This window comes from Mesorhizobium monacense (assembly GCF_056781675.1).
Window position 1 is genome coordinate 4,023,577 of the sequence record NZ_CM165567.1, and the last position, 18,491, is coordinate 4,042,067.

At 64.6% G+C, this 18,491-nt stretch carries 15 protein-coding genes; 13 read left to right on the top strand and 2 right to left on the bottom strand.

Annotation, left to right across the window (positions count from 1 at the left end; all coding sequences use genetic code 11):
• The first annotated feature begins 46 nt into the window (after window positions 1–46).
• Genes AC1RUK_RS19675 through AC1RUK_RS19685 form a run of 3 tightly spaced genes read left to right on the top strand, consistent with a single transcriptional unit; the run spans window position 47 to window position 3,841 of the window.
• Complete coding sequence (locus tag AC1RUK_RS19675; protein ID WP_006200691.1) at window positions 47–937, top strand: ABC transporter permease; 891 nt, start codon at window positions 47–49, stop codon at window positions 935–937.
• A complete protein-coding gene (locus AC1RUK_RS19680; RefSeq protein WP_436171452.1) occupies window positions 934–1,818 on the top strand; it encodes an ABC transporter permease in 885 nt (294 codons plus the stop codon). The genes AC1RUK_RS19675 and AC1RUK_RS19680 overlap by 4 nt, the downstream gene beginning before the upstream one ends.
• The gene (locus tag AC1RUK_RS19685) at window positions 1,811–3,841 is read left to right on the top strand and encodes a dipeptide ABC transporter ATP-binding protein (protein WP_481834275.1); all 2,031 of its coding nucleotides are present in this window, start codon (window positions 1,811–1,813) and stop codon (window positions 3,839–3,841) included. Before AC1RUK_RS19680 ends, AC1RUK_RS19685 begins: the two co-directional genes overlap by 8 nt.
• Window positions 3,842–3,859: 18 nt before the next feature.
• Here the strand turns inward: AC1RUK_RS19685 and AC1RUK_RS19690 are convergent, their stop codons facing one another.
• Entirely contained in the window at window positions 3,860–4,756 is an 897-nt protein-coding gene (locus AC1RUK_RS19690; RefSeq protein ID WP_481834274.1) for a LysR family transcriptional regulator, read from the bottom strand.
• A gap of 114 nt (window positions 4,757–4,870) precedes the next feature.
• Between AC1RUK_RS19690 and AC1RUK_RS19695 the strand changes: the two genes are divergently transcribed.
• The 5 genes from AC1RUK_RS19695 to AC1RUK_RS19715 all read left to right on the top strand — a co-directional run bounded on the left by AC1RUK_RS19695 (window position 4,871) and on the right by AC1RUK_RS19715 (window position 11,207).
• Complete coding sequence (locus AC1RUK_RS19695; RefSeq protein WP_481834273.1) at window positions 4,871–6,526, top strand: ABC transporter substrate-binding protein; 1,656 nt, start codon at window positions 4,871–4,873, stop codon at window positions 6,524–6,526.
• A 2-nt stretch (window positions 6,527–6,528) separates the two neighbouring features.
• Entirely contained in the window at window positions 6,529–7,419 is an 891-nt protein-coding gene (locus AC1RUK_RS19700; protein ID WP_481834272.1) for a DUF427 domain-containing protein, read from the top strand.
• Between the two features lie 247 nt (window positions 7,420–7,666).
• The gene (locus AC1RUK_RS19705; protein WP_481834271.1) at window positions 7,667–8,989 is read left to right on the top strand and encodes an NAD(P)H-dependent oxidoreductase; all 1,323 of its coding nucleotides are present in this window, start codon (window positions 7,667–7,669) and stop codon (window positions 8,987–8,989) included.
• 21 nt (window positions 8,990–9,010) lie between these two features.
• A complete protein-coding gene (locus AC1RUK_RS19710; RefSeq protein WP_481839327.1) occupies window positions 9,011–10,504 on the top strand; it encodes a xylulokinase in 1,494 nt (497 codons plus the stop codon).
• A 100-nt stretch (window positions 10,505–10,604) separates the two neighbouring features.
• Complete coding sequence (locus AC1RUK_RS19715; RefSeq protein ID WP_481839326.1) at window positions 10,605–11,207, top strand: hypothetical protein; 603 nt, start codon at window positions 10,605–10,607, stop codon at window positions 11,205–11,207.
• A gap of 24 nt (window positions 11,208–11,231) precedes the next feature.
• Here the strand turns inward: AC1RUK_RS19715 and AC1RUK_RS19720 are convergent, their stop codons facing one another.
• The gene (locus AC1RUK_RS19720; protein WP_481839325.1) at window positions 11,232–12,194 is read right to left on the bottom strand and encodes a sugar-binding transcriptional regulator; all 963 of its coding nucleotides are present in this window, start codon (window positions 12,192–12,194) and stop codon (window positions 11,232–11,234) included.
• A 238-nt stretch (window positions 12,195–12,432) separates the two neighbouring features.
• Here AC1RUK_RS19720 and AC1RUK_RS19725 point away from each other — a divergent pair, with 238 nt between their 5' ends.
• From AC1RUK_RS19725 to AC1RUK_RS19745, 5 genes are all read left to right on the top strand, one after another.
• Window positions 12,433–13,416, top strand: coding sequence for an ABC transporter permease (locus AC1RUK_RS19725; protein ID WP_481839452.1), 984 nt, complete (start codon window positions 12,433–12,435; stop codon window positions 13,414–13,416).
• Between the two features lie 132 nt (window positions 13,417–13,548).
• On the top strand, window positions 13,549–14,487 hold the full coding sequence (locus AC1RUK_RS19730) for a sugar ABC transporter substrate-binding protein (RefSeq protein WP_481840082.1): 939 nt from the start codon (window positions 13,549–13,551) through the stop codon (window positions 14,485–14,487).
• A gap of 50 nt (window positions 14,488–14,537) precedes the next feature.
• A complete protein-coding gene (locus AC1RUK_RS19735; protein ID WP_481839323.1) occupies window positions 14,538–16,046 on the top strand; it encodes a sugar ABC transporter ATP-binding protein in 1,509 nt (502 codons plus the stop codon).
• 124 nt (window positions 16,047–16,170) lie between these two features.
• Window positions 16,171–16,935, top strand: coding sequence for an SDR family oxidoreductase (locus AC1RUK_RS19740; RefSeq protein ID WP_436171441.1), 765 nt, complete (start codon window positions 16,171–16,173; stop codon window positions 16,933–16,935).
• Window positions 16,936–16,943: 8 nt separating this feature from the next.
• A complete protein-coding gene (locus AC1RUK_RS19745; RefSeq protein ID WP_436171440.1) occupies window positions 16,944–17,729 on the top strand; it encodes a glucose 1-dehydrogenase in 786 nt (261 codons plus the stop codon).
• Window positions 17,730–18,491 lie beyond the last annotated feature (762 nt).

Sequence of the window (18,491 nt, forward strand, 5' to 3'; positions counted from 1 at the left end):
CCGGCGCCTGGCTCTGTCGCTCGTCACGCTGTTCCTGCTCAGCGTCATGGTGTTTCTCGGTGGCCAGGTGCTGCCCGGCAATGTCGGTCGCGCCATTTTGGGGCCGTTTGCCGACCAGCGCGCCGTCGACACGCTCAATCACACGCTGGGCGTCGATCGTCCGCTGCTCACCCAATATGCGAGCTGGATCTGGAATTTCCTCCAGGGCGACATGGGCACCTCCTATATCTTCCGCTCGCCGGTAGCGCCCTTCGTCATCGATGCGCTCGGTAATTCGATGAAGCTGGCGGCAGTTGCCTTCGTGCTGGTGGTGCCGATCGGCATTCTCGGCGGCGTCATCGCCGCGCTCAACCTGAACCGGCCACTGGACCGCATCATCAGCCTCGGCGGCCTGTCGGTGACGGTGCTGCCCGAATTCGTCACCGGCATCATCCTCATCCTGATCTTCGGCGTCTGGCTGCGCTGGCTGCCGATCTCCGCCGCATGGCCGCGCGACGCCGGCTTCTTCACCCAGCTCTACTATCTGATCCTGCCTTCGCTGCCGCTGTTCCTGGTGCTGTTCGGCTATATCGCGCGCATGGCGCGTTCCGGCATGATCGAGGCGCTCGATTCCGACTACACCCGCACCGCCGTGCTCAAGGGGCTGCCGTGGCGAACAGTGATCTGGCGGCATGTGCTGCGCAATGCGCTGCTGCCGACCATCACCGTCATCGCAACGCAAACCGGCTATCTCATCGGCGGCCTTGTCGTCATCGAGACGCTGTTCCGCTACCAGGGCATCGGCTCGCTGATCTTCACCGCGGCGCGCGGCAAGGATTTTCCGATCCTCGAAGCCGGCATCCTGACCATCGGCATCGTCTATGCGGTGGCCACTTTGGCCGCCGACTTCCTCTATTCCGTGCTCAATCCACGGATCCGGCTGGGGACAGACCAATGAGCGCCACCGACAGCCCCGCCACCAGTCCCGCGCTCGACAATGCAGGGCGACGCGGTCCGACGGCGGAGGTCTTTTTCTCCCTGCTGCGGTCGGGCACCTTCCTCACCGGCCTCTGCATCGTGCTGTTCTGGATCGCCTGCGCGCTGTTCGGCGAGCATTTCGTGCCTTACGACCCGCTAGCCGACGACATCATCAACGCGCTGGCGCCGCCTTCGGCCGAGCACTGGTTCGGCACCGACCAGATCGGCCGCGACGTGTTCTCGCGCGTCATCGTCGGCTCGCGCGACATCCTCACCGTGGCGCCCTTGGCCACCTTGCTGGCGACCGTGGCCGGCACCGCGCTCGGCCTGTTCACCGGTTATTTCCGCGGCATCGTCGACGACATCATCAGCCGCATCCTCGAAGCCTTCATGGCGATCCCGGTGGTGATCGTGGCGCTGCTCGCCATCGTCGCGCTCGGCACCTCCAAGACAACGGTCATCGTCGTCATCGGCCTCAGCTTCGCGCCGATCATTGCGCGTACGGTGCGCTCGGCGGTGCTTGCCGAACGCGAGCTCGACTATGTCGCGGCCGCGCAGCTCAGGCACGAGAGCGCTTTCCATACGATGTTCGTCGAGATCCTGCCCAATGTCATCCCGCCGATCCTGGTCGAGACGACGGTGCGGCTCGGCTATGCGATCTTCGCTGTCGCCACGCTGTCCTTCATGGGCTTCGGCATCCAGCCGCCCTCGCCCGACTGGGGGCTCTCGATCTCCAGCAATTACGGCATGATCGGCGGCGGCTTCTGGTGGACGGTGCTGTTCGACGCTCTGGCCATCGCCTCGCTGGTGATCGGCGTCAACCTCGCGGCGGACGGTGTCCACGGAGCGTTCAATGACTGAGAAAGCCGCCAACGCGCTCGAACTCTCCGACCTCTCCGTCGCCTACCGTGTCGCCGGCCGCAACCGGGCGGTGCTGCGCAACCTCAACCTCGCCATCGGCCAGGGCGAGGCCTATGGGCTGGTCGGCGAATCCGGCTGCGGCAAGTCCACCGTTGCGCTTTCGGTGGTGCGCTACCTGCCCCGCAACGGGTCGATCACCGGCGGCGCGATCTTGCTCGACGGCCAGGATGTGATGAAGCTCGATGGCGAGGCCTTGCGGCGGGCGCGTGCGGAAAGCGTGTCGATGGTCTATCAGGACCCCGGCAAGGCGCTGAACCCGTCGCTGCGCATCGGCCGCCAACTGACCGAGATCTTCGAGCTTGGCGGCGTCACCGGAGGCGCGGCCACTGAGCGGGCGATCGCCATGCTGAACCGCGTGCGCATCTCCGACCCGGCAAGCGTCATGCAACGCTATCCGCACCAGCTTTCCGGCGGCATGCAGCAGCGCGTAGCGATTGCCATGGCTTTGGCCAACGATCCGACCATGCTGATCCTCGACGAGCCGACGACCGGTCTCGACGCGACGGTTGAAGCCGAAGTGCTCGACCTGATCGCGCTGCTCAGGCAGGAACTGTCGGCCTCGATCCTGTTCATCAGCCATAATCTCGCGGTCGTCTCCAAAATGTGCGACCGGGTCGGCGTGCTTTATGCCGGCATGCTCGTCGAGGAAGGCTCGACGCAAGACGTGTTCAACGATCCGCGCCATCCCTATACGGTGGCGCTGCTGCGCTGCCTGCCGCGCGGCGGCCAGCGCAAGGACCAGGGCCGCCTCGACACCATCCCCGGCTTCCTGCCCGGCATTGGCGCGGAGATCAGGGGCTGCGCCTTCGCCGACCGCTGCGCTCTAGCCACCGATCGCTGCCGCAGCGAATTGCCGCCGCTCTACGATCTGGGGGGCCGGCTGTCGCGCTGCCACTACCACGAGCAGGCGCAAGCGCTGCCGCGCGCGACGCCGAGCGATGTGGCTGCTGCACCGAAGGTCAAATCGGAACCGGTCCTCCATGTCGAGGGATTGAACAAGACCTATGCCAGCCACGGCCATGCGCTGAGGGCCGTGAAGGATGTTTCCGTCAGCCTGAGGCCCGGCGAAACGCTCGGCCTGGTCGGCGAATCCGGCAGCGGCAAGACCACCTTCGCCAGGCTGCTGCTCGGGCTGGTGCCGCCGGACGAAGGCGGCTCGATCAGGCTCGAGGGCAAGGCGCTGGCTCCGCGGCTGGACAGCCGGACCGACGACCAGATCAAGGCGATGCAGATCGTCTTCCAGAATCCGGATTCGGCGCTCAACCGCTCGCACTCGATCCGCCATCTGATCAGCCGCGCGCTGAAGCGGCTGGCCGGGCTTCGCGGCGCCGCGCTCCAAGCCCGCCTTGACGAACTCCTCCGTTCGGTGCGGCTTACCGATCGGCATCTCGCCGTCAAGCCGCGCCAGCTCTCGGGCGGGCTGAAGCAGCGTGTTGCCATCGCGCGCGCCTTCGCCGGCGAGCCGCGCATCGTCGTCTGCGACGAGCCGACCTCGGCGCTCGACGTGTCGGTGCAGGCGGCGATCCTCAATCTGCTCGCCGACCTGCAGTCGAAGGAAGATGTCAGCTACATCTTCATCTCGCACGATCTCGGCGTGGTGCGGTATCTCTCCGACCAGATCGCCGTGCTCTATCTCGGCAGGATCATGGAGTTGGGGCCATCCGAAGCGGTGTTTTCCGGCCCGCACCACCCCTATACGGAGGCGCTGCTGTCGGCGGTGCCGAAGCTCGATCAGGCCGAGACCTCACGCATCCGCCTCGACGGTGAGATTCCGAGCGCCACCCATCCGCCGCCGGGCTGCGTGTTCCAGACGCGCTGCCCGCGCAAGATCGGCGCGATCTGCGAGACGCAGGAGCCGCCGCTCATCGAGGCGCAGCCCGGCCACTCGATCCGCTGCCATATTCCCTACCCGGAACTGGCACGGCTGCAGAAGCAGAAAGCGGTCCAGGGCGAGCCGGCCTGACCGCCGATCCGGCCTTGTTCAATCCGCCATGCTGAAGGCGCGGTCGCCTTCGGCAAAGCCCTCGCCCGTCGTCCAGTCCCGCGCAAGATTGCGCAATCCCTCCAGCGCGACATTCAGCGTGTCCGACGAGGCCGGATTCGACGGATAGGCGAGATAGATCGGCCGCTGGAACACCGGCGCGCCCTCGATGCGCCTCAGCTCGCCGCGCTCGATATGGCCGCTCACCGCGCTGAGCGGCAGATAGGCGGCCGCCTGCTGCGACAGCACGTGCTGCAGCCCGATGAAGACCAGCCCGGCCGAGATCGCTGGCTTGACCAGGCCGGCAAAGGCGCGATCGTGCTCGACGCGGAATTCGAGCCCCCAATCCATCAGGATGTAGTTCTCCGTCCACGGACCGGTCTGCGCCGTGTGCTGGACCAGCACCACCTGGTCGACCGCCAGCGTCTCATAGACGATGCCGGGATGTGGCCGCGGCAGATAGAGGATGCAGATGTCGAGCAGGCCTTCGGCCATCTGGTCGATCGCCAGATCCGGGAAACTGCCTTCGAGGCGCAGCGCCACGTTCGGGCGCCTTTCGCGCATCCAGGCGATCCAGGGCGAAGTGATGCGGTCCCACAGATAGGCGGGCGCGGTGAGCCGCAGCAGCGTCTCGTAGCCATCGGGAACGGCGATGTCCTGCCGCGATTGCTCCCAGGTGCGGGTGATGGAGGATGCGTGCGGCAGGAACTGCCGGCCAGCAGGCGTCAGCGTGATGCCATCGCGGTCGCGCACGAACAGCTTGCGCCCCAATTGGTCCTCAAGACCCCTGATCCGGGCGCTGACGGTGGACTGCGCGAGGTTCAGCCGGCTCGCTGCGACCGTGAAGCTGCCATGCGCGGCAACCTCGAGAAAACTGCGCAGATTTTCTGTGTCCATGGCTCCACCTTGCATCGAAGATTTCGATGACCCCCATCAAAAAATATCGCTTTCCGGGTGGGATCAACAGTGAACTAGATGGCCGAGCCCCCACGATAAGCAAGGAATGCCGCCATGCCAAAGCATTTCAGGATGATCGATACCGCCCGCCGGAATCTCACCGAAATCGAAAATTCCGCTATCGACGAGTTGCTTGCAGGCAGGATCGGCCGGCGTGAATTCCTGCGCCACGGCAGCGTGCTTGGCCTGTCGCTGCCCTTCCTCGGCGGCATCGCCTCGGCGGTTGGTCTTGGCGCGCCGCAGGCTCGTGCAGAGGGCAAGTCGGGCGGGACCGTGCGCGCCGGCATAGCCACGCCCGGCGGCGCCATCGATCCCGTCACCTATTACGACAGCGGCAGCTATCAGCTGGTTTTCCAGACGGCCGAATTCCTCTGCATCACCCAGCCGGACCTCACATTGAAGCCGGTGCTGGCGGAGAGCTGGGCGCCGAACGAGGACGGCAGCGTCTGGACCTTCACGCTGCGCAAGGGTGTCAAGTTCCACAATGGCGAGGACTTCAAGGCCGACGATGTCGTGGCGACCTTCGACAGGCTCGCCGATCCGAGCGGCTCGTCCAACGCGCTCTCGGTGTTCAAGGGGCTGCTGTCGAAGGGCGGCACGCAGAAGGTCGACGACCACACCGTCGCCTTCTATCTCGACGCGCCGAACGGCAGCTTTCCCTATTCGGTGTCGATCGACAATTACAACGCCGTCATCCTGCCGGCGAGCTATAAGGGCGATTACGAAAAGACTTTTGAAGGAACCGGCCCGTTCCGGTTGGAGACCTACACACCGAAGGTCGGCGCGACCTTTGTGCGCAACCCCGACTACTGGGGCGAGAAGGCGCTGCCGGACCGGCTCGAATTCAAATTCTACGGCGACGTGCAGCCGCGGATCCTGGCGCTGCAGGCGGGCGAAGTGGATTTGCTCGACGCGGTGCCGCTCGATGTCAGCCAGGTCGTGCTGAACAGCCCGGATATCACCGTGCTGCGCGTCGCCTCGACCGCCCACCGCCAGCTGCATATGCGCTGCGACATGGCGCCATTCACCGACAAACGCGTGCGCCAAGCGCTGGCCTTGTGCATCGACCGTTCCAAGCTGGTGGACGGACTGTGCCGCGGCATGGCGGCGACCGGCAATGACAGCCCGTTCGCGCCGGCTTTCCCGGCCACCGACAAATCGATCCCGCAGCGGACGCAGGACATCGCCAAGGCCAAGCAGCTCATGGAGGCCGCGGGCCTTGGCAGCGGCTTCGACATCACGCTGACGACACTGCGCTATTCCGACATTCCAGGCTACGCGCAGCTGTTCCAGAATTTCGCCAAGGAGATCGGTGCGCGCCTATCGCTCAACATCGAGGACCAGGACAAATATTACGGCAAGGCGGTGTTCGGCCAGTCGGACTGGCTGGACAGCCCGCTCGGCATCACCGACTACGCGCACCGCAGCGTGCCGAACGTCTTCCTGAAGAGCCCGCTGGTCAGCGACGGTCCGTGGAACGCGGCGCATTTCAAGAACACGGCCTATGACGGGCTCGTCGCCGGCTATCTCAAGGCGCTCGACCTCGACGCGCAGCGCAAGGCCGCCTCCGACATCCAGAAACTGCTGCTCGAAGAGACGCCGGTGATCTTCAGCTACTTCCCCGATTTGCTTGTGCCGGTGCGCAAGAATGTCAGCGGCCTGCCGCCGATCGCCGCCGGCCTGCTGCTCGACCGCGTGTCCATAAGCTGATCATGACCGCGCACCAACGCCACGTCACGAAAGAGAAGAAGCGGGAGACTACCATTCGCAAGCCCCATTTGCGCGGTCGCGGGCCGCACTTCCCCTTGCTCGACAATATCGTGCAGTACGAGTTCGAACCGGGCTATGTCGCCTTCACCATGCCGTCGCCGAAGCGGCTGCGGGTGCAGGTCGGATCGATGACCGTGGCCGACACGACCAGGGCGCTGGTGTTGTACGAATCCGATCATTTGCCGGTCTATTACTTCCCGATCGGCGACGTGCGCGAGGAGTTCCTGCTGCCGAGCAAGACGACGACGGAGGACCCGTTCAAGGGCGTCGCCACCCACTATTCTCTCAACACCGGCATCACGCTGGTCGAGGATGGCGCCTGGCGCTATCTCGACCCGGTCAAGGGCTGCCCACCGATATCGGATTACATGTCGTTCACCTGGAGCAAGATGGGCCACTGGTTCGAGGAGGACGAGGAGATCTTCGTCCATGCCCGCGACCCGTTCCGCCGGGTCGACTGCCTGCCCTCGTCGCGGCGTGTGCAGGTCATCCTCGACGGCGAGCAGGTGGCGGATTCACGCCGTGGCGTCTTCCTGTTCGAAACCGGCCATCCGGTGCGCCACTATTTGCCGATCTCGGACACCAGGCTCGATATGTTCGCGCCCAGCCGCTACATCTCGCGCTGCCCCTATAAGGGCATCTCCAACTATTACCACGTGACGACAAGCACCAAGCGCCACGAGAACCTCGTCTGGTACTATCCCGAGCCGGTGCATGAAGCCGAGCGCATCAAGGGGCTGGTCTGCTTCCACCACGAAATGGTCGACAAGATCCTGGTCGACGGCGTCGAGATCCCGAAAGAGGCGACGGCGGCATCGGACGGCTATTTCTGAGCTGCACCTCTCTCCCGCCGTCATTCTGCAGCGAAGCAAGCGGTGCGAAGTAACCGCCGTAGCGATCCTTCGCGCCCCCCTCTGTCCCGCCAGCATCAAAAGGTTCTCCCGCCGCGAGCCGTTCGTGGGCGATTTTGAATCCCGCAGCATTGTCCCATTTGTCGGTTGAAATATTTTTCAAATGGAAATAGGAATGTTCAAAAGATGATTGCGACGCAGCGGCGCGTCAGGAACTGGAGGAAGCGACATGTCCCATCCGCAATTCGCAGCGGAACTTCTGCAGCGGGCTGAAAAGCAGGGGCCGATCACCATCGGCCTGGCCGGCGCCGGGCAGATGGGCACCGACATCGTCGTCCAGGTCGCGCTGATGCCGGGCATGCGCATCGGCGCCATTTCCGAGGTCCGGCCGCAGGCGGCGATCGATGCGGCATTGCTCGCTGGCCATGACCGTTCCGACATCGTCCAGGCGCCCAACGCCGCGGCCATCGACCGCGCCATCGAGGCCGGCAAGATCGCGGTGACCGAGGACCTGCATGCGCTGGCCGCCGCCGGCCGCATCGACGTCATCATCGACGCCACGGGCAATCCCAATATCGGCACGCTGTTCGCGCTCGAAGTGATGAAGAACGGCAAGCATATCGTCATGCTCAATGTCGAGGCGGACATCACCATCGGGCGTTTCCTGAAGGAAGAAGCGCGCAAGGCCGGCGTCGTCTATACCGGCGCGGCCGGCGACGAGCCCGCCTGCACGCTGGAGATCATCGGCTTTGCCAAAAGCCTCGGCTTCAACATCATCGCCGCCGGCAAGGGCAAGAACAATCCGCTGAAGATCGACGCCATGCCGGCCGACTACGAGAAGGAAGCCAGCGAGCGCAACATGAATGCGCGTATGCTGGTCGAATTCGTCGACGGCTCCAAGACGGCGATCGAGATGGTGGCGATCGCCAACGCCACCGGCCTGGTGCCAGACGTGCCGGGCATGCACGGCCCTACGGCGACGCTGGAGGAGCTGGCCAGCGTGCTCTGCCCGCGCGAGGATGGCGGCGTGCTGCATCGTAAAGGCGTGGTCGACTATTCGATCGGCAAGGGCGTAGCGCCCGGTGTCTTCTGCATCATCGAGACGAAGCATCCGCGCGTGCTGGAGCGCATGGTCGACCTCAAGGTCGGCAAGGGTCCGTATTTCACGATCTTCCGCCCCTATCATTTGACAAGCCTGGAAGTGCCGCTGTCTGCGGCGCGCGCCGTGGTCTACAAGCGCGCCGACATGGAACCGCTCGACCATCCGGTGGCCGAGGCGGTGGCGGTGGCCAAGAGCGACCTCGGCACCGGCCAGTCGCTCGGCATGATCGGCGAGAACGATTATCGCGGCTTCGCCATGACCTGGGAGGGCGCGCGCGCCAAGGGCGCACTGCCGCTCGGCCTCGCCGAACGCGCCAAGGTGGTCAAGCCTGTGAAGACCGGCGACTTCCTCACCTACGAAAATTGTGTACCCGACGATTCGATGGTGATAACCCAGATCCGCCGTCGTCTCGACCAGTCGGACGGACGGTTCGTTACCAACGCCGCCTGATCTTCACCGGATCTCCCCCTGATGGACGATGTCGTAATCGGGATCGACGCCTCGACGACGGCCGTGAAGGCGATCGCCTTCACGCGTGACGGCGCGGAGCTGTTCCAGGCGCGCGAGACCTATCCGCTTTCCAATCCTAGGCCCGGCCATTTCGAGCAGGACGCCGAGCATTGGTGGACCGCTTTGCTCGGTGCCTTGAGAGCGGTCGGCGAAAAAGTCGGCGCTGGGCGCGTGGCGGCGATTTCGATCGCCCATCAGCGCGAGACCTTCACGCTGATCGACGGCGCCGGCAAGCCGCTTATCCCCGCCATATTGTGGCTGGACGAGCGTGCCCGCCCGCAGGTGGCGCGGCTTTCGGCCGAACTCGGCCGCGAGGCGATCCGCGACTGGAGCGGCAAGCCGCCGGATCCGACGCCAGCGCTCTACGCCGTCGCCTGGCTCGCCGAACACCAGCCGGAGGCGCTCGCCAAGGCGGCAGCCCTTGTCGATGTGCATGGTTTCTTCGTGCACCGGCTGACAGGCCGGCTGGTCACCAGCACTGCAAGTGCAGATCCGCTCGGGCTGCTCGACGTCGCGACAGGCGCCTGGCACCCCAGGCTTGTCGCTGCCGCCGGGCTCAGATCCGACCAACTGGCGGAGCTTATCGCCCCTAGCACGGTCTGCGGCGGTCTTGCCGAGAGCGTTGCGCGACTCACCGGCCTCAAGGCCGGCACGCCGATCGTCGCCGGCGCCGGCGATGGCCAGGCGATGGGCCTGGGCATGGGCGTCTACGGCGCCGGCAAGAGCTACCTCTCGCTCGGTTCCGGCGTCGTCAGCGGTTGCTATTCAAGTGCCGTCACGACATCGGACGCGTTTCGCACGCTGGTCTCGCCGACCGGCTCCGGCTTCATGCTGGAGACGGTGCTGCGCTCAGGCATGCAACTGGTCGACTGGATCGTGCGCACCACAGGGTCAGCCTCGGCCGCAACGCTGGAGAAGGCGGCGGTGGACGTTGCCGCCGGCAGTGACGGCCTGCTGGTCATGCCCTATTGGGCCGGCGTGATGAGCCCCTATTGGGATGGCGCGGCGCGTGGCGCCATTGTCGGCCTGTCGCTTGACCACCGGCCGGAGCATCTCTTCCGCGCGACCCTCGAAGGCATTGCCTTCGAGCAGGCCATCGCCAGCGAGGCAATGGAAAGCCAGACCGGCGGCAAGCCGGCGGCAATGATCGCGGCCGGCGGCGGCACCAATTCGGCGCTGCTGATGCGGATCATGGCCAGCGTGCTCGAGCGGCCGCTCTCGGTGTCGCCGGTCAACGAGGCTGCGGCCCTTGGCGCTGCGATGCTGGCTGCCTCCGCCGTTGGATGGTTCGCCTCGCCCGAGGCGGCGGCCGAGGCGATGACGGCGCCACCGACCAGACATGTCGACCCCGTCGACGAACTGGTCCCGGGCTATCGCGTCCGCAAAGCGATCTACCGCGACCTCTATCACGCGACGCGTGGCATCCACACACGGCTCGCCAACGCTTCGGCGTAAAGTCGACGTCGCTAGTTTCCCAGATCCAGAACTTCTGGTGTTGTGTCTGCCAGCGCAGCCGCTTTTTGAGTCTTGTCCGGCCAATGCTAGATTTGCGGCCATGAAGACAGCATTTCATCTCGCGGCCCTGCCCTGGATTGTCGCCTTTGCTGCAATCCCGATGTCCGCGCTCGCGCAGGACGAACCTACCGAACCGCCATTCGAGGTCGCGCTCGACATCGACTCTGACGGCCGAATGGATCGGGCCGTGATCGCGCAGGATGCCGACAATGGGCAAGCGGAGCTCTCCATCTTTCTGGCTGCCGGTGAGGGAAAGCTCGACCCTTCACGTCAGCCTGATTTCATCAAGAAGGCGCTTACGGAGGATCGGATTCTGGCGCTCGAAAGCAAGGGCAAGGGATCGCTCGTTGTCACCTCCTGCTTCGGCTGCGGCGCCAACAAATCCTGGGAAGCGACGCTGACAATCGTCTATCGCCAGAGAAAATTCCTGGTCGCCGGCTACAGCCGTGATTGGGACTGGAACGTCCAGAAATCCGATGGCACGGTCGAGACGACGCTCGGCGGTTGCGACATCAATTTTCTCACCGGCAAGGGCGTCGCCTCACAGGATCTCGATGACGGCAAGCCGGTCGAAGGAACGTTCGCGCCCATCGATCTCGCGGACTGGTCGGACGCCAGCCGCCCCAAACCCTGCGAGTTTTGAAACACCCCGGCTGAGCGCCAGACCTCAGCGACCAAGCAGGCCCTTGGCCGCGTCCTCGTCGGTGATCAGCACCGATATCTTGGTGTTGGCGAGCGCTGCACGCATGATGGCCACCTTTTCCTGCCCGCCCGAGACCAGGATAATGTTCGGTATGTCCGACAACTCCTGCAGCGGATAGGCGCAGACCCGGCGATTGACCTCATGGTCGACCGGACGACCCTCGGCGTCGATGAAATGGCAGAGGATATCGCCGACGGCGCCGGCCGCCTGCAGTTCCTCGAGCTCGCTCGGCTTGATGAAACCGTAATTGGCGATCGGGCTGTCGTTGGAGAACGAGCCGACGCTGAGCACGGCGATGTTGGCGCGGCGCGCCCGGAAAACGACGTCCTGGACGCTGCGCTGGCTCATGAAGGCGTCGCGCTGTTCCGGCCTGTCGGCATAGACCGGCACCGGCAGCAGGAAACATTCGGCGCCGATCTTTTCGGCGAACTCCCAGGCGCTTTCGGTCGGGTTGAGCGGCTGGGCATGGGTAAGGCCGCCAAGCATCGAGACCACCGTGGTTCTGGCGATCGGCCGCCTGGGCAGTTCCTTGATGGCGAACTTCAGCGTGCGGCCCCAGCCGAGCGCGATGACATCGCCAATGTTCACATTGTCGGCCAGGTAGGTAGCGGCGGCATGGCCGATCATCAGCGGCGCATTGCTCCTGTCGGCGGCCGAGGGCACCACTACGGCCTGGCTCAGGCCGAAACGCTGCTTCAGGCTCTCCTCGAGTTGCACGCATTCGACGACGCTGTCGCGGATGCGGAACTGGACGACGCCTTCCTCGCGAGCGGCGGAGAGGATGCGATGCACCTTGATGCGGCCGATGCCGAGGATCTCGGAGATCCGCTCCTGCGTCAGGCCCTCGACATAATAGTGCCAGGCCGCGCGGGCCTTCAGTTCGGCGTCCGGAAAGCGCGAGGCCCTCTCGTTCTCCATGGTCGCCATCTTTCTTGCCCTCCCGCAGCAAGCCTTCCCGTAAGGCAAACCGCATTGCCACGCAAACCGCCGCCGAATGGCGCGACGGCACTTGACAATTTTCTGATGAACAGTTTAGCTGAACAAAATTGCATATCAAAGATAAATTGTTCACAGGGAGGTGCCTGGTGAACAAGGGCAGCCGGCGACGCATCGCCGGTTCGCTGACGGAGGAGACGAAGTGGCTGTGAGCAACGATGCGAGCGATTTGAAAGCCGGGACCGGTGCGCAGGCCGCGACGGGCGCCAAGCTTTCGGCGCTGTTCGCCGGAACGATGGGACCGCTGATCGGCCTGGTGCTGCTGTGCCTGGCGCTGACGCTGACCACCGACACGTTCCTGACAGTGCGCAACATCCTCAACGTGCTCGACCAGATCACCGTGCTCGGCATCATGGCGATCGGCATGACGCTGGTCATCCTGATCGGCGGCATCGACCTCTCCGTCGGCTCGGTGCTGGCGCTGGCTTCCATGGTCATGGGCTTCGTCGCCCATCCCGACTATCTCAATCTCGGCCTGCCGGCGGGCATCGCCGCGGCACTCGTCGTTGCCGGCCTGTGCGGGCTGGTCTCGGGTCTGCTGGTGACAGTGACGAAGCTGCCGCCGTTCATCGCCACGCTGGCCATGATGTCGGTGGCGCGCGGCCTCGCCAACATGATTACCGACGGCTCGCAGATCGTCGGCTTTTCCGACTGGTTCACCAACCTGTCGATCATCCGCCATTTCGGCTTCCTGTCGGTCACCGTCGGGCTGATGATCGTGCTGGCGATCGTCTTCGCCATCTTCCTCAACTACCGCGCCACCGGCCGCAGCCTCTATGCGATCGGCGGCAGCGCCGAGGTGGCGCGGCTGTCGGGCATTCCGGTCAAGTCGCTGACCAACTGGGTCTATGCGATCTGCGGCGTGCTGGCTGGTCTCGCCGGCATCGTGCTGGCGGCGCGGCTCGATTCCGTGCAGCCGAGCTCGGGCCTCGGCTACGAGCTGGACACGATCGCGGCTGTGGTGATCGGCGGCGCCAGCCTCTCAGGCGGCGTCGGCTCGGTCGGCGGCACCGCCGTCGGCGTGCTCATCATCGGCGTGCTGCGCAACGGGCTCAACCTGCTCGGCGTCTCGCCCTTCATCCAGCAAGTGGTGATCGGCGTGGTGATCGCGCTGGCGGTCGCCACCGACACCTGGCGACGGCGAGCGCAATGAAGAATGGGGCTCAATAGGAATTCGCCCGGCATCCGGGCGGAAACGGATCGGTCGATCCGAAACTGGGAATGTTCGGCCAAGGGGCGCTGAGGTGCGCAGGCGGGACAGATTGAATATCAACGGAGGAAAACCATGCTGACCAAACGTTCACTCTTGCTTGCCGCCGCGGCCGTCATTCCGCTGCTCGGCCTCACCGACATGGCTTCGGCCAAGGAGGCCAAGAAGCTCGGCCTCGCCGTGGCCAATCTGCAGGCCGACTTCTTCAATCAGATCAAGCAGTCCGTCGAAGCCTACGGCAAGGAAAAGGGCATCGAAGTCGTTACCGTCGACGCCAAGGGCAATTCGGCAACGCAGGTCAGCCAGGTGCAGGACCTGATCACGCAGAATATCGATGCGCTGATCTACATCCCGGCCGGCGCCACCGCCGCCACCGTACCGACCAAGACGGCGAAGGCCGCCGGCATCCCGGTGGTCAATGTCGACCGCAACGCCGATGGCGCGCCGGGCGACACGTTCATCGCCACCAACAGCGTCGCCTCGGCCCAGGCGGTGTGCGACTACATTGCCAAGCAGGCTGGTGGCAAAGGCGAGCTGATCATCATCCACGGCCAGAAGGGCACGACGCCGGAAGTCGACCGTTCGAAGGGCTGCGGTGAAGCACTCAAGGGCTATCCCGATATCAAGGTGGTCGGCGAACTGTGGAGCGAAGGCTGGCACCAGGACGAAGGCTTCAAGCTGACGCAGGATCTGCTTCAGTCGCATCCTGATGTCTCGATCGTCATCGGCCAGGCCGATGCGCTGGCGCTGGGTGCCGCGCAGGCGGTCAAGGTCGCCAATCCCGGTCACAAGGTCTGGGTTGCCGGCTTCGACGGCGACGTGGCGGCGCTGAAGGCGCTGAAGGACGGTGTCTTCGACGTCACCGCGACGCAGCAGACGCAAGGCATGGGCCGGCTCGCCGTCGATGCGGCGATCAAGCTGGTGGCCGGCGAGACAATTCCCGCCGAACAGCTGCAGGACGCGACGCTGACCACCAAGGACAATGTCGAGCAGTTCATCGCCAAGCACCCTTGAGACCTGGCCTGTTCGAGAGTTGGCTTGTCTGAGAGTTTATGAGCGCAACGATGTCGCCTGATCCCCGCCCAAGCGAAAGCCCGCACAACGGGCTCTTCGTCAACGGCCTCTGCAAGAGCTACGGACCGGTCCAGGTCCTGGCCGATGCGAGCTTCGAGGTGCGGCCGGGCGAGGTCGTGGCGCTGCTCGGCGAAAACGGCGCCGGCAAGTCGACTGTCTCGAACATCATCGCCGGCGCGACCAAGTCCGATGCCGGCTCCATCATCTGGCGGGGGAAGCCCTATTCCCCCGCCAACCCCGCCGCCGCCATCGAGGCCGGCGTCGGCATGATCCACCAGGAACTGAAGCTGCTGCCCGATCTTTCGGTGGCGGAGAATGTCTATGTAGGGCGCCTGCCGATGCGCGGCGGCCGCATCGACCGCGCGACCATGAATGCAAAGGCCTCGGCGCAATTGAAGCGGCTCGGCCTCGACGTCTCGCCGGAGCGCAAGGTGCGCACGCTGCGCATCGCCGCCCAGCAGCAGGTCGAGATCGCCAAGGCGCTGACGCTCAATGCCGAGCTTTTGATCTTCGACGAACCGACGGCAGCACTCGGCGGCGAAGAGACGGAGCTGCTGTTCCAGCAGATCCGCAAGCTCAAGGCCGACGGCATGTCCTTCATCTATATCAGCCATCGTCTCGACGAGATCGCTCAGATCGCCGACCGCGTGGTGGTGATGCGCGACGGGCGCATCGTTGCCCGCCACGAGCGCGCCGACATTCCGGTACGCACCGTGGTTGAGCAGATGGTCGGCCGCAGCGTCGAGCGGATGTTCCCAAAGCTGTCGCCGCCGGGCTCGGACACGCTGCTCGAGGTCGAGAACCTGTCGTCACCGGAGCGCAGTTTCAACGATGTCAGCTTCTCGGTGAAGTCCGGCGAAATCCTCGGCATTGCCGGGCTGATCGGCGCCGGGCGCACGGAGCTGGTGCGGGCGATCGCCGGCGCCGATCCGATCTCGTCGGGTTCGGTGCGCGTCGCCGGCAAGCCGGTGCATCTCAGCGGCCCGGCAGCGGCGATCAAAGCCGGCGTCGTGCTGGTGCCCGAGGACCGCAAGGCGCAAGGCGTGGTGCTCGACCAGACCATCGGCGAGAACCTGGCATTCGGCAATTTCGACCATGTCGCGCCGAAGGGCTGGGTCTTCCCGAAGGCGGTGCAGAAATTCGCCGAGGCCGGCATCTCCAGGCTCGGCGTCAAAGGCCGGCCGAACCAGGCGATCTCAAAACTTTCCGGTGGCAACCAGCAGAAGGTGATCATCGCCAAATGGGTGTCGCGGCCGCCCAAGGTGTTCATTCTCGACGAGCCGACGCGCGGCATCGATGTCGGCGCGCGCGCGGCAATCTACGACGTCATCGCCGACCTCGCCCGTTCAGGCATGGCGGTGGTGGTGGTGAGCTCCGACCTCGAGGAGGTGCTCGGCCTGTCGCATCGGGTGCTTGTGCTGAGCCGAGGCCGCCAGCGCGGCATCCTTGATCGCAATGATGCCAGCAATGTCGCGGTGATGGAACTCGCCACGAGCTGAGGGACAAGGAATCGGAACAAAGCGCAGCAGGTGATACTCTCCCAGGCACCGGACCGCGCGGGGCGCCAGCAGGACTGGCGCCCCTTCATTTCGGGAACCGGCGGTTGGAGGAGAGGAACCGACGATGACACTGTTCGATCTTAAGGGCGACGTGGCGCTGGTGACCGGCGCCGGCAGCGGCATTGGGCAAGCGATCGCCATCGGCCTCGCCGAAGCCGGTGCCGATGTCGCCTGTTTCGGTCATACCTCCAAGGGTGGGCTGGACGAAACCGCGCAAAGGATCACCGCACTCGGCCGCAAGGCGCTGGTGCTGACCGGCACGGTGACCTCGGAAGACGACCTTGCGGCAGCGGTCGAGCGTACCGAAAACGAACTCGGGGCACTGACCATCGCCGTCAACAATGCCGGCATCGCCGGAGCAGAACCGGCCGAGACGCTGCCCCTGGAGACATGGCAGAAGATCTACGACGTCAATGTCAGCGGCGTCTTTCTCTCCTGTCAGGCCGAAGCGCGCGCCATGCTCAAGCGGCGCAAGGGCTCGATCATCAACATCGCCTCGATGTCGGGCTCGATCGTCAATCGCGGCCTGACGCAGGCGCACTACAATTCCTCGAAGGCCGCCGTCATCCACATGTCGAAAAGCCTCGCCATGGAATGGGCGGATCGCGGCCTGCGCGTCAACGTCGTCAGCCCCGGTTACACGCTGACGCCGATGAACAAGCGGCCGGAGGTCGCCGACCAGGTCAAGATCTTCGAGCGCGACACGCCGATGGGACGCATGGCGACACCGGAGGAGATGGTCGGCCCGACCGTGTTCCTGGCCAGCCGCGCTTCGAGTTTCGTCACTGGCATCGACCTGATCGTCGATGGCGGATTCGTCTGCTGGTAGGAGAAAAAATGCAGAAGCGTTTTGAAGGAAAGACCGCGGTCATCACGGGCGCCAGCGGAGGCATCGGTGCTGCAATGGCAAAGCGCTTTGCGGCGGAAGGTGCGGCGGTCGTCGTCAGCGCCATCGACCCGCGCGTCGACGAGGTCGCCGCCAGCCTGAAGGCGGCGGGCGCGAAGGTCGCCTCGATGCGGATGGACGTGACCAGGAAGGACGAGGTCGCCGCGCTCTACGATCTCGCCGAGCAGCAATTCGGCCGAGTCGACATCTCGGTGCAGAATGCCGGCGTCATCACCATCGCGCGGATCGAAGCCATGACCGAAGCCGAGTGGGACAAGGTGATGGCGGTGAACACCAAGGGCGTGTTCCTGTGCTGCCAGGAGGCGATCGCGCGCATCCGCAAACATGGCGACGGCGGCCGGCTGATCAACACCGCCTCCGGCCAGGCGCGGCAGGGTTTTATCTACACGCCGCACTATGCGGCGTCGAAATTCGGCGTCGTCGGCATCACCCAGAGTCTGGCCAAGGAAGTGGCCAAGGAGAAGATCACCGTCAACGCCATCTGCCCCGGCATCATCGACACCGACATGTGGGCCTATAACGATGCTGCCTGGGGTAAACTGATGGGCGACTACAAGCCGGGTGAGCTGATGGCCGAATGGGTCAGGAACATCCCGATGGGCCGCGCCGGCAGCGGCGAGGACGTGTCCGGCCTGGTCAGCTTTCTGGCCAGCGACGATGCGACCTACATCACCGGCCAGACCATCAATGTCGATGGCGGCCTGATCATGTCGTGAGCAGCCTGATCGTGCTTGGGCACCGCCGGCCGGTAAGCCAGGACCGGCTGCTCGACGATGCCGAAATGCGCAAGCCGGAGGCTGATAGTGTCCCAGTTTGAAATTTGACGGGTCGTCAACCGCACCCCTAGCTTTTGTTTATCTCTGCCGCCATCATCGTGGCATGCGCATCGAGGACGACATCGCCAGGGTCGAGCAGCACATCCGCGAGCTTGAACAGCGGATAGAGCATCAGCAGGAGGTAATCGCCCAGGCAGAGGCGAGCGGCCTGTCAACAGACAGGGCGCGCGTATTCCTATTGTTTCTCAAGCAAACGTTGGGCATGAGCCGCGACCATCTTGCGAGGCTTCTGACGGATGAGGTCCTAGCGAGCAGATCCCCGGACGGCGGCACAGACTTGGGTCAGTGAATTTCCAACTGAGACACTACCGATGGGCTTTATGCGTTGCGCGGCATGAACGTTGGTATATATAATTTCATCCCATGAAACGGCTGCGGCAAGCCGGACAGCTTGCGGCTGGTGGCCGGGGATTGTGGGACCACCTCGATGGTTGGGACGTTTCGGAGCGCCGCGCGGGTGGCGATCGACCCGTTGATGACTCTTCGGCAGCAGCCCGCCGGCAGCCGTGACGGCGTCCCCCTCGGCATCCTCCGGAATCGAATTTTCACCAATCCCCCTCGCCTGCACGACAATCGATGCATCGGTGCCTTGCGCGCCTGCCGCTTTTGCCAACACAATGAAATCAAAAACCGAGAAGACGG